Annotated in this window: 13 protein-coding genes and 1 rRNA gene; 1 reads left to right on the top strand and 13 read right to left on the bottom strand. The window is 46.0% G+C overall.

The features are described from left to right. Positions 1-6: 6 nt before the first annotated feature. A complete protein-coding gene (locus MUB50_RS10405) occupies positions 7-723 on the bottom strand; it encodes a CpsB/CapC family capsule biosynthesis tyrosine phosphatase (RefSeq protein ID WP_015525687.1) in 717 nt (238 codons plus the stop codon). 36 nt (positions 724-759) lie between these two features. Beyond that, positions 760-1,485 carry a polysaccharide biosynthesis tyrosine autokinase gene (locus tag MUB50_RS10400; RefSeq protein WP_015525686.1) on the bottom strand — a complete coding sequence of 242 codons (726 nt, stop codon included), beginning with the start codon at positions 1,483-1,485 and terminating at the stop codon, positions 760-762. 289 nt (positions 1,486-1,774) lie between these two features. Here MUB50_RS10400 and MUB50_RS10395 point away from each other — a divergent pair, with 289 nt between their 5' ends. After that, positions 1,775-2,653 (top strand): homocysteine S-methyltransferase family protein, encoded by an 879-nt coding sequence (locus MUB50_RS10395; RefSeq protein WP_244790890.1) that lies wholly within the window; start codon positions 1,775-1,777, stop codon positions 2,651-2,653. Positions 2,654-2,809: 156 nt separating this feature from the next. Here the strand turns inward: MUB50_RS10395 and ptsP are convergent, their stop codons facing one another. From ptsP to MUB50_RS10340, 11 genes are all read right to left on the bottom strand, one after another. After that, positions 2,810-4,462: a phosphoenolpyruvate--protein phosphotransferase gene (gene ptsP, locus MUB50_RS10390; RefSeq protein WP_244790888.1), complete on the bottom strand. Its 1,653-nt coding sequence runs from the start codon at positions 4,460-4,462 to the stop codon at positions 2,810-2,812. Positions 4,463-4,491: 29 nt separating this feature from the next. After that, positions 4,492-5,532: a polyamine ABC transporter substrate-binding protein gene (locus MUB50_RS10385; RefSeq protein ID WP_244790886.1), complete on the bottom strand. Its 1,041-nt coding sequence runs from the start codon at positions 5,530-5,532 to the stop codon at positions 4,492-4,494. Positions 5,533-5,565: 33 nt separating this feature from the next. Next, positions 5,566-7,419 carry an extracellular solute-binding protein gene (locus MUB50_RS10380; RefSeq protein ID WP_022426291.1) on the bottom strand — a complete coding sequence of 618 codons (1,854 nt, stop codon included), beginning with the start codon at positions 7,417-7,419 and terminating at the stop codon, positions 5,566-5,568. Positions 7,420-7,431: 12 nt separating this feature from the next. Beyond that, a complete protein-coding gene (locus MUB50_RS10375) occupies positions 7,432-8,250 on the bottom strand; it encodes an ABC transporter permease (RefSeq protein WP_015525682.1) in 819 nt (272 codons plus the stop codon). After that, entirely contained in the window at positions 8,250-9,296 is a 1,047-nt protein-coding gene (potA, locus tag MUB50_RS10370) for a spermidine/putrescine ABC transporter ATP-binding protein (protein ID WP_015525681.1), read from the bottom strand. The genes MUB50_RS10375 and potA overlap by 1 nt, the downstream gene beginning before the upstream one ends. Continuing rightward, the gene (locus MUB50_RS10365; RefSeq protein ID WP_015525680.1) at positions 9,286-10,080 is read right to left on the bottom strand and encodes an ABC transporter permease; all 795 of its coding nucleotides are present in this window, start codon (positions 10,078-10,080) and stop codon (positions 9,286-9,288) included. The genes potA and MUB50_RS10365 overlap by 11 nt, the downstream gene beginning before the upstream one ends. Next, on the bottom strand, positions 10,077-10,931 hold the full coding sequence (locus tag MUB50_RS10360) for an ABC transporter permease (RefSeq protein WP_244790884.1): 855 nt from the start codon (positions 10,929-10,931) through the stop codon (positions 10,077-10,079). Before MUB50_RS10360 ends, MUB50_RS10365 begins: the two co-directional genes overlap by 4 nt. Further along, positions 10,924-12,186: an ABC transporter ATP-binding protein gene (locus tag MUB50_RS10355; protein ID WP_244790882.1), complete on the bottom strand. Its 1,263-nt coding sequence runs from the start codon at positions 12,184-12,186 to the stop codon at positions 10,924-10,926. The genes MUB50_RS10360 and MUB50_RS10355 overlap by 8 nt, the downstream gene beginning before the upstream one ends. Before the next feature lie 193 nt (positions 12,187-12,379). Continuing rightward, on the bottom strand, positions 12,380-13,690 hold the full coding sequence (locus MUB50_RS10350; RefSeq protein ID WP_173754181.1) for an amidohydrolase: 1,311 nt from the start codon (positions 13,688-13,690) through the stop codon (positions 12,380-12,382). A 41-nt stretch (positions 13,691-13,731) separates the two neighbouring features. Further along, a complete protein-coding gene (locus tag MUB50_RS10345; RefSeq protein WP_244790880.1) occupies positions 13,732-14,559 on the bottom strand; it encodes an HAD family hydrolase in 828 nt (275 codons plus the stop codon). Positions 14,560-14,761: 202 nt separating this feature from the next. Beyond that, positions 14,762-14,982 (bottom strand): 23S ribosomal RNA (locus tag MUB50_RS10340); the annotation flags it as partial.

Raw genomic sequence — 14,982 nt, 5'->3', positions numbered from 1 at the left:
TCTCCATTACCCTGTGATTTTCCGGGGATTTTTGATAAAGATCTTCTTTACATATTCGCTCCCCATTGTTTTTTCCATTTTGGCGACACATTTGCCGATCTCCGGGATACGCTCCGTCTTACGGTGTCCGTCGGAACCGACAAAATCCAGAAGCCCATGCTTCATGACTTTCCGTGCGAAGGTTTTTGCCCCGAATCCGTCCTGACCGCTGATGGTATCTGCGTTGACCTGGATATGTGCTCCCATATCCTTCAGCTCTGTCAGGAATCCGATATCGTTCCGGGTAGCCTTATAACGTTCCACATGAGCGATGATCGGGATAAAACCATTCATCAGAAGACTTCTGACCCGTTCTTCAATATAATTTTTCTCATCTCCGTTGCTGAATTCCACAAGCACATATCTGGAACCTGCAAGGGTAAGCCGCCGTCCCTTCTTAAGGCATTCCACCATATCCATACTGGAATGGAGTTCACAGCCCAGATAAAGCCTCATGCCTTCATCGCCAATATTCATGGCTGCTCTGCGCAGCTGCATGAACTGTCTTGTCACAATGTTCATATGCGGCTCAAACATATCATACCGGAAATGTGGTGTCAGGATCACATGACGTACGCCCTCCTGATACTCCTTATTGAGCATCCAGAGTGATTCTTCCATGTTTCTTGCACCGTCATCCACCCCGGGGAGGATATGACAATGAATATCATAAAGTCCCTTCATTAAAATAACCCACTCATTTCTGTTGTCAATGTCTTTTTATTTACTGCTGCTCTCACCATAATCTCCGTAGGAACCATACTTGCCGTACTTGCCGTATTTACCATACTTGCCATAGTGACCGTAATTGCCGGCCTTGCTGTAGTCCACCTTGTTCAGGATGGTTCCCAGGATCGGACAGTTGCTCTTGGCAAGCTGATCTCTTACTTCCTGTACAAAACGATAGCTGATGGTACCGGATTCAACGACGATTACAGATCCGTCACAGGAATCTGCTATGATAGCACTGTCGATGATCAGTCCAAGCGGCGGTGTATCTACAATAACATAATCATAAACATCTCTTACCACACGGATCATATCCTTGAAAAGTCTGTTTCCGAGAAGCTCTGCCGGGTTCGGAGGTACGATACCGGAGAAGATAATATGGAACTTCGGAAGTGTAGTGGCACAGATCACGTCGGAAAGCTTGGCCTGCTTGGAAAGATAATGGGCAAGTCCCATAACCTCCTGGTCTACTGTCACACGTCCCATCAAAACGGATTTACGCAGATCGGCATCGATCAGAAGCACAGATTTGCCGCTCTCAGCAAGAGAGGCAGCAAGATTAAATGCCACACTGCTCTTTCCCTCATTAGGAGTACAGCTGGTAAGTGCGATCACTTTCTTATCTGCTCCGCAGAACTGGATATTTGTTCGCAGAGCTTTATAAGCCTCATCCATCTGGTGATCAGACTTCCAGTTGCTCAGTTTAACTTTAATCATAATTCCTTTTCACCTTTACCTTTATGTTCTATCTGATGACAGTCTTGCCCCTTGGGCATGTCTACAGATTATTATACAATCTCATTTCTTAATACGCAAGTTCTTTATTCGACAGAAAAGCCGCCAAATATGTACAATTTGCCTAATTTTTATTTTCCGACTCAGAAACAGGATAGATTATTTTTATTCCCTGTGTTAAAATAAACCCACGGCAATGAGTGCAGCGGTTACAGGAGGAGCCTTATTTTTTGCCAACCGTGATTGGCTGCCATAAGGAGGATATAAACATATGACAAAACAGGAATTTCAGAAACTGACCGAAAATCATGTCCTGCTGCTGGATGGTGCTACCGGCTCCAACCTGATGAAGGCCGGCATGCCACGTGGTGTCTGCACAGAGAGCTGGGTGCTTGAGCACAAAGATGTGATCCAGTCTCTGCAGAAGGCATACATCGAGGCAGGAAGCCATATCATCTATGCGCCTACCTTCGGCGGAAACCGTATTAACCTCACTATGCACGGACTGGAGGATCAGATCGAACAGATCAATCATACCCTGGCCGGCTATTCAAAGGAGATTGCACCGGAGGGTGTTTTAGTAGCAGGTGATATCACCACCACCGGCAAGATGATGGCACCGGCCGGTGACATGACTTACGAAAAAGCCTTCGAAGTCTATCAGGAACAGATCGGCTATCTCCGTGACGCAGGTGTGGACCTGATCGTAGCGGAAACCATGATCAACATCGAGGAGACACTGGCTGCTGTAGACGCCTGCCAGAGTGTCTGCGAGCTTCCTATCATCTGTACCGTGACTGTAGAAGCAGATGGAAGTATCTTCAGCGGCGGAAATGCCATAGAGGCTGCCATGTCCCTGGAAGCTGCAGGTGCAGACGCTGTCGGCATCAACTGCTCGGTTGGCCCGGATCAGCTGGTATCGGTTATCCGCAATATCAAAGAGAACGTTTCCATTCCTGTCATCGCCAAACCCAATGCGGGAATGCCCCAGATCGATGATCTTGGAAATGCAGTTTACAGCATGACCCCTGGGGATTTTGCAGGTTATATGAAGGTGCTGGTGGACAACGGTGCTTCCGTGATCGGCGGATGCTGTGGTACCACACCGGAGTTTATTTCGGAAACCGCCCAGGTGCTTGGACTTCGATAACTTTAACCGGAACAGATATGTTTCCACGCACTGCTTCAATTGAGAACAGCAATAAGCCGTGAGTGAAAGATTCCGTCAAAAAAATCCTGAGGATCCTATGTGAGATATCAACAGATATCAACATAGAAATTCTCAGGATTTTTGTTTTTTCGGATATTATTTCTCTTTTACTGCTTCCGCCGGCCGGTTTGCCTCATCCGCATAGGAGCTGCGGATTGCTTTTCGCACTGGAAGTACACAGGCAGGAACAACGGAAAGGCCGTCCACTCCCATCTGGATAAAAGCTTCTGTAAGATTGGAATCTGCTGCCAACTCTCCGCATATGTAAACTTCACATCCTGACTTATGTCCTGCCTCTGTTACCATGCGGATCATCTTTACAAGCGCCGGATGATGATCGTTGTATTTATCCTTCAAAAGAAGATTCTGCCGGTCCATAGCCAGGGTATACTGAGTCAGGTCATTGGTTCCAAGGCTCAGAAAATCCACACGTTTTCCAAGTTCTTCACTGATCATGACCGCTGCCGGTGTTTCGATCATAATTCCGGTACGGATGTTTTTGTAAGGAATGTTCTTCTCATCCAGACCCTTTTTTACCTCCCGGATCAGCTTCTCGATCTCATCCAACTCATCCTCGGACGTGATCATCGGATACATCAGGTTGATATTTCCATAGGCACTTGCACGGTAAATAGCCCGAAGCTGCGCTTTGAACATTTTTTTGCGATCAAGGCAGAGGCGGATGCCACGGTTTCCCATCATAGGATTGACCTCATCAGGAATTGCCATATATTCTGCCTGACGGTCTGCCCCCAAGTCCACGGTACGTATCACTGCCGGACGTTCATCCATACCCTCGGCTACTTTTTTATAAGCACGGAACAGCTCATTCTCTCTTGGATAATTCTCTCTTCCGAGATACTGGAATTCACTTCGGAGAAGGCCGATACCTGCCGCTCCGTAATAAAGAACCGTATTCAGATCGTCCAGATTTCCGATGTTTGCCAGAAGCTTGATCTCCTTGCCATCGACTGTGATATCCTTCTGGTTCCGAAGTCTCAAAAGTTCTTCCCGCTCTTCCTTATCTGCTGCATGACGGATCTCATATTCCTTAAGAAGCTCCGGCTCCGGATCGATATACAGTGTTCCTGTATACCCATCTACAATAGCCATATGGCCATCCCATTCTTTCTGTATCTCCACCTCGACCAGGGTGGGGACTTCCATGGATTTTGCCATGATCGATACATGGGAAATAACAGACCCCTGATGCATGACTACCGCCAGAAGACTGGCTTTGTTCATCTCCAGAAGTTCATTGGGGGAAAGCTGCTCTGCTGCAAGGATCACTGGCTCATCTCCCAGATTGATCCGTGCATGGGAGCCACCCATGGCGCCGATCAGCAGCTCGGAGATCTCCCTGATATTTTCGATCTGTTCTTTGACAGCCTCGTCCTCCAGCTTGCGGAACACATTGGCAAGCTCATCCCTGGTTGTCTGGACTGCGTAGGCTGCACTGACCTTTTCTGTCGTGATCATGCTTTCCACGGCCCGCTGAAAGCTGCCGCCACTTAAGAGCTTCAGCTGACGTTTCAAGGTCAGCTCCTGCTCTTTGGGGAGGGGTGCTCCGTTTTTATACATATGCTGGATCTGGTTCTTTACCGCTGTTCTTGCATTATCCAGACGATCCAGCTCCTTTTTTACATTGTCTACCATGGACTGACGGATCTGATATTCGCCTCTGTGGTAATACAGTATTTTTCCAATGGCTATTCCGGAAAAAGCGGATGTGCCTTTGTATATCTCCACCTGAAAAACCCCCTTACTGGTCCGTCTGCTTAATCGCAGGCAGCTTTAAACTCTGTCCAGATCTTATTGTATTCCTGCTCTGCTTCCTGGCTTACATTCTGTACGATCTCACCCTTTGTCACGCTGTCCGGAACAACCAGGCTCTCGTCTACCAGATCATCTGCTGCCTTGTTTGTATTGTAGTATCCGATATAGTTGATGCACTGTGCAGATACTTCCGGCTCCAGGATATAATTGATAAATTCATTGGCAGCCTTCGCATTCGGTGCTTCACTTGGCACAAACATTCCCATAATACCAAATCCAAGACCTTCCTCCGGATAAACCACCTTAAGATCCGGATTATCCTTCAGCGCCTGTGTTACCTGTGATGTATAAAGAAATGCCACACTTGCCTCTCCGTTGAGAAGTGCATTCTGTGTATTGTCATCCTGGATCATACGAATGTTCGGTGCCAGCTCTTTCAGCTTCTCACCGGTCTTGTCGATCACGGATACATCTTCTTCGTTCATGCTCTCCCCCATGGAAAGCTGTGTGATGCCACAGATCACGCGGTAATTACCTACGATGGCAATGCTGTCCTCCAGAGACTTATCCCAGAGATCCTTGTATCCTTTAATGTCGATATCTACCTGCTCCGGATCATAAACGATCAGTGGGATTCCTGCTCCGTAAGGTACTGTATATTCGTCATCCGGATCATAAAACTGTCCCTGATAAAGGGGGTTGATGTTCTTAAAATTGGAAACGGTATCCTTGTCGATCTTCTGGACAAGTCCTTCTTTTACCGCGCTGTCGATAATGTAATCATCTGCAATTACCACATCGTAATCGCCGCCCTTTGCCTGGGAAAGCTTCTCAAGCATGGTCTCATCGGTATCAAAGTTGGAATATACCACCTTGGTCCCTGTTTCTTTTTCAAAATCATCCAGCACTTCCTGCGGAAACATTCCGTCCCATGTATAAAGTACCAGTTCATCCTTATCCTTTGCACTGACACTGACACCTGTTATCATAGATGTTCCAAGTACCGCACATAACATGATCGCTGCTGCTTTTTTTGATTTCATAGAACCTCCTTCATGTCTCTCTCTGACGTCTTGTTATTTTGCTTTTACCTTTGTCCAAAGCTCTGCGAATTTCTGCTTGATCTTTGGCTTCTGATATCCGAAGATCTCATTCTTGGGATTGTCGATCTGCGGAATATAGGAAGAAATTCCCTCATAAGTTCCGTTCTTCATCTCCTCGAATGCACTCTTTACAGTAGAAGTATATCCTACTTCTTCGGTATTGGAAAGAGCATTTTCATCATCCAGCATAAAATTGATGAACTCATGAGCCAGATCTACTTCATTACAGTCCTTGGTGATGACCATGGCATCATACCAGGTATTGGTTCCCTGCTGCGGGGTATAATAGCCAAGCTCCGGATTTTCGCTGATAATATAGGAAGCATCTCCGGAATAAACAACCGCCATTGCCTTGTTTCCTGAGATCATGTTGTCGATCACATCATCACCTGCATAGATCGGATCCATGGTATCTCTCTGCCGGATCAGCCACTCATAAGCCTGCTGGATCTCATCAAGATTTTTTGTGTTCATGGAATACCCCAGCGCTTTCAGGGCGATCATAAAGGAATCCCTTTCGGAATCATACATATAAAGATCTCCCTTATATTTTTCATCGCAGAGAATATTCCAGCCCTCTTTGTCAAGATCCTCCTGAGAGACTACATTCTTATTATAAAGGATTCCTACAGTTCCCCAGAAATACGGACAGGAATAACGATTTCCCGGATCATAGTCCTTATTCTGTACCTCGGGAAGAAGATTTTTGCTGTTTGGGATCTTTTTCCAGTCAAGGGCCTGAAGATATTCCTCCTTGATCAGTCTTTCGATCATATAATCTGACGGAACCAGAACATCGTAGGTTTCACCACTGGCCAGCTTGGTGTACATCATCTCATTGGACTCGAAGGTTTCATATACAACAGTACAGTTATACTGCTTCTCAAATTTGTCCAGAAGACTCAGGTCCATATATTCTCCGGCATTATATACACGAAGCACGTGGTTTCCCTGGCTTACAATCGTCCACTTTCCCAATACCAGAACAACCGCAGCAGCTGTGATAACCGCAACGATCCTTCTTTTTTTCGGATCCATTTTTTTCACGGTGGAGGCCTGAAGCTTCGGCATGATCAGATTTGCAAAAAGAAGCACCAGCACAATGACCACGATCACAATAGTAGAAAGGGCGTTGATGGTGGGATTGATGCGCTTTGTCATATTATATACAACAATGGATATATTTTTTACTCCGTTTCCGGAAACAAAATAGGAAATTACGAAATCGTCAAAGGACATAGTAAAGGCCAGGAGCGCTCCCGCAAAAATCCCTTCTTTGATCATGGGCACGATAACCTTGGTAAGTGCCTGATATGGCGTTGCACCAAGATCCATGGCTGCATTGGCAAGGTTCGGATCCAGGCTTCGTACCTTCGGATATACACTGGTGATCACATAGGGCGTACAGAATGCGATATGTGCCAGCAGCATGGTCAGATAGCCTTTCGTCATTCCCAGCGAAGAAAACAGCAGCATCAGACCAATCGCGGTTACGATCTCCGGATTCAAAATTGGAAAGTTATTGATGGTAAGGACCATCTCCTTCAGCACCTTTCTGGATTTTGAAAGTCCGATGGCTGTGATGGTTCCCAGCACTGTGGAAATAACAGTTGCCAGAATTGCCACTGTGACCGAAACATAAACTGCCTTACTGATTTCCATATTGTTTATCAGCTCTCCGTACCAGCGCAGGGAAAATCCTGTAAATCTGGTCAAGGACTTGGATGAGTTAAAGGAAAAGATCATGGTCACAAGGATCGGCAGGTAAAAAAATGCCAGACACAGCACTACATATAATTTTGAAAATATGGTATTTTTTCTTTTCATCTCCTACCTCCTTTAATCGTCCTGAGTATCCATCTTCTTCATCAGGCTCATAAAGATCAGGATGATCACTGCCAGGATCAGAGAGATGGCACTTCCGAAGTTCCAGTCACCTACAGAAATAAACTGTGACTCGATGAGATTACCAATCAGCATGTACTGGCCGCCGCCGAGAAGCTTCGGAATAACGAAGGTTGATATGGACAGAAGGAATACCATCATGATACCATTGACCACACCTGGCATGGAAAGCTTCCAGGTGATCCTCCAGAAGGTCTGGAAGGGATTGGCACCAAGGTCGTTGGCCGCTTCGATCAGTGACTTGTCCATTTTACTTAAGGATGTATGGATCGGAATGATCATAAAGGGCATAAAGTTACAAACAAGGCCCACGATAACGGAAAAATCTGTATACATCATGGTGATCGGTGAGATTCCCAGCATTTTCAGAAGGTTGTTCACCAGACCATTGTCAGAAAGAATGTTCATCCATGCATAGGTACGGAGAAGCATGTTGATCCACATGGGAATGGTGACCATAAGGATCAGAAAGCTCTGCACCTTTTCGGAATATTTGGAGATAATGTATGCCAGCGGATATCCGCAGACCAGGCAGATCAGTGTGGTCAGGATACCCAAGCGGAAGGATTTCAGGATAACACTTAAATATGTAGCTTCCAGAAATTTTGCAAAATTCGCCCATGTAAAATGCAGGGTCAGAACTTCATTTCCATCTGAGGTAAATGCATAAAGCACGATCAGGATCAATGGTACCACGATCAGGATCGAAGCCCAGATGATATACGGCTTGATCAGATGCTTGAACTGTTTCATTAGTATCCTCCCATTCTGCACATAACATGGATATCCTCAGGACCAAACTTCAGTCCCACTTCACGTCCCACTTCTGCATAATCGGTAGTGTGCACCATGTATGTGCGAAGCTCCGTCTCGACCAGGATCTCATAATGCACGCCCTTGAACGTAATGTTCCGTACAGTTCCTCTGATCTTGGCCTGATCCGGTTCCACAATATCCAGATCCTCCGGGCGGAGAACAACCTCAATGGCTTCGTTGTCCTCAAATCCCTTGTCTACACATTCAAAACGGAAGCCATCAAACTCCACAAGGAAATCCCTGATCATCGTTCCTTCTATAATATTGGACTCTCCGATAAAGCCGGCAACAAAACGGTTCTCCGGCTCATTATAGATATCTGTCGGGCTGCCGATCTGCTGGATCTCACCGTTGTTCATGACTACTACCGTATCAGACATGGAAAGTGCCTCCTCCTGATCATGAGTAACATAGATAAAGGTGATCCCTACCTCTCTCTGGATCTTTTTCAGCTCGATCTGCATCTGCTTACGGATCTTGGCATCCAGTGCGCCGAGTGGCTCATCCAGCAGAAGAACCTTCGGCTCATTGACAAGAGCTCTGGCAATGGCAACTCGCTGCTGCTGTCCACCGGAAAGAAGTGTAACATCTCTTTTTTCGAAGCCTTCCAGCCCTACCATTTTCAGCATTCTTTTTACCTTCTGCTCAATAACAGATTTATCTACCTTTTTCAGATTCAGGCCGAAACCGATATTGTCCATAACATTGAGATGCGGAAACAATGCATATTTCTGGAATACCGTGTTGATCTCTCTTTTATATGGAGGCAGCTTGGAGATCTCAATTCCGTTAAACAGTACCTCTCCGCCGCTTGGCTCCTCAAAGCCGGCAATGATCCTTAAGGTTGTTGTCTTTCCACAGCCGCTGGGTCCCAGAAGCGTAAGGAATTCGTTTTCGTGAATGTCCAGATTAATGCCCCGGAGCACCTGCTGGTCATCAAAGTTTTTTGTGAGATTTTTTAACTCGATCAGTTTATTGCTCATCTTTTATATTCCCCTTCCCGCGTTTTCCTGCGATCAGATATACTGCCAGTACCAGAAGGATCACTCCCAGCATTATGGTACAAAGTGCATTGATCTCCGGCGTAACGCCTGTTTTCATCTGTGTGTAAACTTTTATCGGCAGCGTGGATACACGTGGCCCGGTTACAAAAATGCTGATCACCACATCGTCCATGGACATGGCAAAGGCCAGCAGAGAGCCGGATATAACAGCCGGCATGATCAGCGGCAGGGTAATGTCCCAGAAGGCCCGAAAGGAACCGGCACCAAGATCTCTGGCTGCCTCTTCCAGGGACGGATCCATTCCCACAAGCCTTGCTTTTACCTCCATCAAAATATAGGGCACGCAGAAAACCGTGTGTCCGATCAGAAGTGTCAGCATTCCAAATGGCAGGTTCAGCATATAGAAAAATGCCATCAGTACCATTCCCAGAATGATCTCCGGGATCATCAGAGGCAGAATGGAAATATACTCCATCACCCCTTTTGTTTTCCAGTGGATCCTGGAAAGTCCTACAGCTCCCAGTGTTCCGATCACTGCAGATACCCCACAGCTGGACACCGCCAGGATCAGACTGTTTTTCAATGCCTGGATCAGATCCCTGTCCTGAAACAGTTCCTGATACCATTTCAGGGAAAAACCGGTAAAGCGCACCGGAAGTCTTGCTTCATTAAACGAAAATACCACTACCACACCAATGGGCAGATACATAAGGAAAAACAGGATCCCCAGATACAGTCCTGAAAACTTTGAGTTCTTTTTCATCCGATTCCCTCCAGTTCCTTCACATTGGTAAGCTTCCGATATAATATGATCATCAGAGTTGTCAGTATCATCAGTACCACAGCCAGTGCTGCGGCAAAGGGCCAGTTATTGCCTCTTGTCATCTGCTCCTGGATCAGACTTCCCACAAGTACGATCTTGTTTCCGCCCAGGATATCCGCAATAAAAAACAGACCCATAGACGGAATAAAGGTAAGTATCACTCCGGAAAGAAGTCCCGGCAAAGTCAGCTTAAAGGTGATGCTCCAGAAGGCCTTCCATCTGCTGGCTCCGAGATCTCTGGCAGCTTCCACAAGGGACCAGTCCAGCTTTTCCGCACTGGAATATACGGACAGTGCCATAAACGGCAGCAATACATAGATCATACCGATCACGATTGCAGGATAACTGTACAGGATTTTTAAGGGCTCCTGGATGATGCCAAGCTTCATCAGCAGATAATTCAGAAGGCCCTTTTTCTGGAGAATGATGATCCAGCCATAAAGACGGATCAGGGAATTCACCCAGAAAGGCAGCATCAGGAAAAGCATGGCCAGCTTCTTTTTGCCCTCAGAAAGCTTTGCCATAAAGTATCCGAAGGGGTAGCCCACCAGACAGATGATCAAAGTGCTGGTGAGCGCAAGGCGGAAGGATCCCGTAAAGGTCTGCAGGTATACAGGCTCCAGGATCTGCTTGTAATTATCCAGAGTAAATTTCCAATTCACGCCGTAGCCGCCGTCTGCTGTGGAAAAGCTCAGTGCAGCTACATACAGAAGAGGCAGTGCGACGAAGATCAGTGTAAAAAGATACAGCGGCAGGATCATCCATACGGAGCCTGCTCTGTGCTTACGCATGGGTACCTCCTGCACAGGGACCTGACTGATCCGGCAATACTTCTTCTGATCTTTCTTCCCGATCTACCAGCACTGCATCTGTAGGAAGAAAACAGCAGCGCACCTTTTCTCCTACACTGACATTTGTATCAATGCCGTAACGGCTTGCCACGATTTCCTGACCTTCCGAAGTTTTCAAAACAACACGGAGCTGGCCGCCGGCGAAGGTTTTTTCAATGACTTCGGCGGTTAAGCCATCGCAGCTGTCATCTGTGTTTTTTTCTGAGGGCTCCTGTACACTCTTTTGTGTGTTTTCTGATGTGCAATTCGGCGTGCTTTGTTGTGCATTTTTTTTATTTTCCTCAAACCGGATATTTTCGCTTCTTACTGCGATGGTAACCTTTTCTCCTTTTTGTGGGAAATATCCTCTGTCAGATGTAGCTACGGTGTCCATTGATACTTTTACTTTTCCGGCATCAGTTCTTACGGTGATCTGAGCGGAAGTACCGTCAATCTCCTCTTCCGCAATGCTTTCCACAATACCGGTCAGGATATTGGCATTTCCAACAAAGGTTGCCACATAGCTGGTCTTCGGATGATTATAGATCTCATCCGGCGTCCCGATCTGCTCAAAGCGTCCGTGGTTCATCACAGCGATCGTATCAGACATGTTGATGGCTTCTTCCTGATCGTGGGTGATATAGATAAAGGTGATCCCCAGCTTCTTCTGCAGGCGCTTCAGCTCGTGCTGCATGGCACGCCTCAGCTGCAGATCCAGCGCACCAAGGGGTTCGTCCAGAAGAAGTACCTCCGGATTGTTCACAAGTGCTCTGGCTATGGCCACACGCTGGCGCTGACCGCCGGAAAGCTCTGACGGCTTACGCCTCTCAAAGCCCGGAAGCTGAACAAGCTCCAGCATTTCTTTGACTCTTCTGCTGATCTCCGCTTTCGATGTTTTTTTCAATTTCAGCCCATATCCAATGTTATCTGCTACATTCATATGGGGAAAAAGTGCATAATTCTGGAACACTGTGTTCACATTGCGCTGATTCGGTTCCAGGGATGTCACATCCTTTCCATCCAGAAAAACCTGGCCGGAATCTGGCTGTTCCAGACCTGCAATGATCCGCAGTGTGGTGGTTTTTCCACAGCCGGAAGACCCCAGCAGGGTGACAAATTCTCCTTTTTTTGCTGTAAGACAGATGCTTTCCAGGACGTCCTCACCTTCCTGGAAGCTCTTTTTTATGTTTTTCAGTTCTAATGAAATTTCGGACATTTAGTTCTCCTTCTGTTTGCTATGATATCCGCACCCTGCATGGGACTTTCCTGATATAAGATTGCTTATTGCACTCTCGCAAGGGCGTTCCTGGTTCAGGATTGCTTATTGTACCACGCATGGGATTCTCTGATTCAGGATTGCTTATTATACTCCGCATGGGATTTCCTGATTCAGGATTACTATAGGTTAACTACTCATTTTCATGAAAATTATCTCGTATATACTGACAATAAGTTTCTTTGTTAAATACAGGTTTAAATTCCTGACAGATTTTTTTTGCTTCTTTTGCCTGGTCACAGAGAAGACGATACGTAGTCAGTGCCAGAAGCTTGGCTGGTTTAATATAAGCCAGTTCTTCATCCATGATCTTAAAATCTGCTCCGTGGAGTTTTCCCGCAAATCCTCCGAATGTAAAATTCAGCACCGGAAACAGATGGGTCAGGTCTCCTACGTCGGTACAGGCGTTGTTAAAATCTGCCGGCTTTGAACACCGGTATGAAGCATCCAGAAGCTTTACGGATTCTTCCATCACTTTATCCGCACCTCTGTGCAGGATCGGCATATATCCCTGAAGCGGTTCTCTTTCGATCGTACCACCGAATGCATAGGCAGCTCCGTCATAGGCACGGTCCATTTTTTCCTGTGTTGCCCTGATCGCATCCAGAGACGCTGCACGGACTTTTGTTTCGATCACCGCTTCGTCCGGAACTGCATTGATCACATCTCCGGCTTTCCGGATCACGTTGTGAAGACGCACATGGTCTTCCTCCCGGAACGTTTCACGCATCAGTCCCATCATCTGGATGGCACTGGAAGTAATACTTAATGCATTGACGCCATCCCATGGATCAATGGCTGCATGTGCGGCTTTTCCTCTTACTGTCACTCGTTCTGCGGAAAATCCATTGCAAGCCGCATTCCCCAGGTAGAAATCTTCCTCCACCTGCATCATGTGCACGTGGGTTGTCAGAATAATGTCAGAATGGTCAAATTCTCCAAGACGGATCAGTTCGCTTTTTCCGGATGCAGGAAAGCCGATTCCTTCTTTACGAAGCCGTGCACGTTTATCTGCATCGATGTATTCCTCCGCCGGAACGGCAAAAAAAGATACGGACCCAGACAGAGAGGCTTGAACCTCCTCATTGGTCAGTGCCAATGCTGCGCCGATCATGGCTGCAATCTGTGCGTGGTGTCCGCATGCATGTGCTGTCCCGTTAATGGGATCAGCCATCGGATGCGACTTACATCCGATGGCGTCAAGTTCTCCGATAATAGTAACGTTCGGTCCGTCCTGTTCCATCCATTCAGCGCGGACCCCTGTGCGTGCAAGTCCCCCATGTACACGGAGTCCAAGGCCACGCAAAAAAGCCGCTACGTGTGCGGCTGTTCTCTCCTCATAAAACCCTGGCTCCGGATGACTCTGGATATCCTTCGCAAGGGCTATGATTTCTTCTCTATGTTCATCTATAGTCTGAATGATCTTTTCTTCAATATGATTCATGTCTTATAACCTCCATTTTCCGCAGGTTAAGCTATATGATATCATAAAACAGTTGATTTGGAAATAGATATTTTCTGGAGATATTTCGCTACTCCGTCGTTTTCATTGGAACCGATGATCCCGGTTGCCACAGCTTTCAGTTCACTCACTGCATTTTCCACTGCATAGGCTTCATCCGCTATTTCAAACATATCAATATCATTTTTTCCATCACCAAAAACAACTAATCTGTCACATTCCAGTTTTTGTTTTAGCTGCAAAGCAGCCTGCGCTTTGGATGCTTTTTGCGGCATGATCTCCAGCCACTGCTCTCCTGTGTAGATGTCCTTCTGATAAACAACATGATATTTATTTTTATATTTATGATAAAATGGTTCAAGCTTCTCCGGCTTATCAATGCAGGTAATATAAAAAAGATCTCCATACATCAGTTCAGATTCTGTAGTTACAATATTCGTACGTTTGTCGCCCTTCCGGCTGTTTAAAAATGCCTGCATTCCACTTGTTGCCTTTGCTGTTATATAAGAAAACTTTTCAATATTATTCTGATATGAATATATGATCGGATATATTTCATGCGCAAAAAGATCCCTCAATACCTCATATATATCCTCTGCAAAATAATTGGCAATGAGAATTTCCTCTGTTATATTATCTTTCACAAATGCCCCATTGTATATAATAAGAGGAAAGTGTGTGTTAAGGCCTTCTGTTACTTTTTTTGCCGTATTTAAGGAACGAGCTGTTGCATAGGAAAATGACATGCCTGAAGAAGTTAAAGCATTGATTGTTTTTATTGTATATGGAGATAAAGTTTCATTTTTTCTCAAAAGAGTTCCATCGAGATCTGATACGTATAATGTTTTCATAAATAAATCCTCGTTTTGCTGTGGACTGTGAATAGAGAAACTTTTTTCAGTTGACAGGGAAATTGATGATAAAGTATTTCTTTATTATAGCACAAAAAAAGCGGCTGTTTAAGCCACTTTTTTACGATTGTATATTCAAAACTACATACATGCTTGTTGATCGTTAATCAAACTCTTTGAATCAATTCTTAACCTGCGTTTCTTGGTCAAGCCCTCACCCGATTAGTAACAGTCAGCTCCATGTGTTGCCACACTTCCACCTCTGCCCTATCTACCTCGTCGTCTTCAAGGGGGTTTACTTCACTAAGAATGGGATATCTCATCTTGAGGGGGGCTTCACGCTTAGATGCCTTCAGCGTTTATCCCTTCCGGACTTGGCTACCCGGCCATGGCTTTGGCAAGCCAACCGGTCCACCAGCGGTC

Source organism: Blautia sp. NSJ-140 (genome assembly GCF_022868965.1).
Lineage (GTDB): Bacteria > Bacillota > Clostridia > Lachnospirales > Lachnospiraceae > Blautia_A.
The sequence above is the reverse complement of the archived record's forward strand: the minus strand, read 5'-3'. Positions and strand labels throughout refer to the sequence as shown.

Bases quoted from the DNA above. Each gene is read 5' to 3' on its own strand.
- MUB50_RS10345 (WP_244790880.1), bottom strand. From the start codon at position 14,559: ATGAAAACATTATACGTATCAGATCTCGATGGAACTCTTTTGAGAAAA.
- MUB50_RS10355 (WP_244790882.1), bottom strand. From the start codon at position 12,186: ATGTCCGAAATTTCATTAGAACTGAAAAACATAAAAAAGAGCTTCCAG.
- potA (WP_015525681.1), bottom strand. From the start codon at position 9,296: ATGAGCAATAAACTGATCGAGTTAAAAAATCTCACAAAAAACTTTGAT.
- MUB50_RS10380 (WP_022426291.1), bottom strand. From the start codon at position 7,419: ATGAAAAGAAAAAATACCATATTTTCAAAATTATATGTAGTGCTGTGT.
- MUB50_RS10395 (WP_244790890.1), top strand. From the start codon at position 1,775: ATGACAAAACAGGAATTTCAGAAACTGACCGAAAATCATGTCCTGCTG.
- MUB50_RS10365 (WP_015525680.1), bottom strand. From the start codon at position 10,080: ATGAAAAAGAACTCAAAGTTTTCAGGACTGTATCTGGGGATCCTGTTT.
- MUB50_RS10350 (WP_173754181.1), bottom strand. From the start codon at position 13,690: ATGAATCATATTGAAGAAAAGATCATTCAGACTATAGATGAACATAGA.
- MUB50_RS10405 (WP_015525687.1), bottom strand. From the start codon at position 723: ATGAAGGGACTTTATGATATTCATTGTCATATCCTCCCCGGGGTGGAT.
- MUB50_RS10375 (WP_015525682.1), bottom strand. From the start codon at position 8,250: ATGAAACAGTTCAAGCATCTGATCAAGCCGTATATCATCTGGGCTTCG.
- MUB50_RS10385 (WP_244790886.1), bottom strand. From the start codon at position 5,532: ATGAAATCAAAAAAAGCAGCAGCGATCATGTTATGTGCGGTACTTGGA.
- MUB50_RS10400 (WP_015525686.1), bottom strand. From the start codon at position 1,485: ATGATTAAAGTTAAACTGAGCAACTGGAAGTCTGATCACCAGATGGAT.
- MUB50_RS10360 (WP_244790884.1), bottom strand. From the start codon at position 10,931: ATGCGTAAGCACAGAGCAGGCTCCGTATGGATGATCCTGCCGCTGTAT.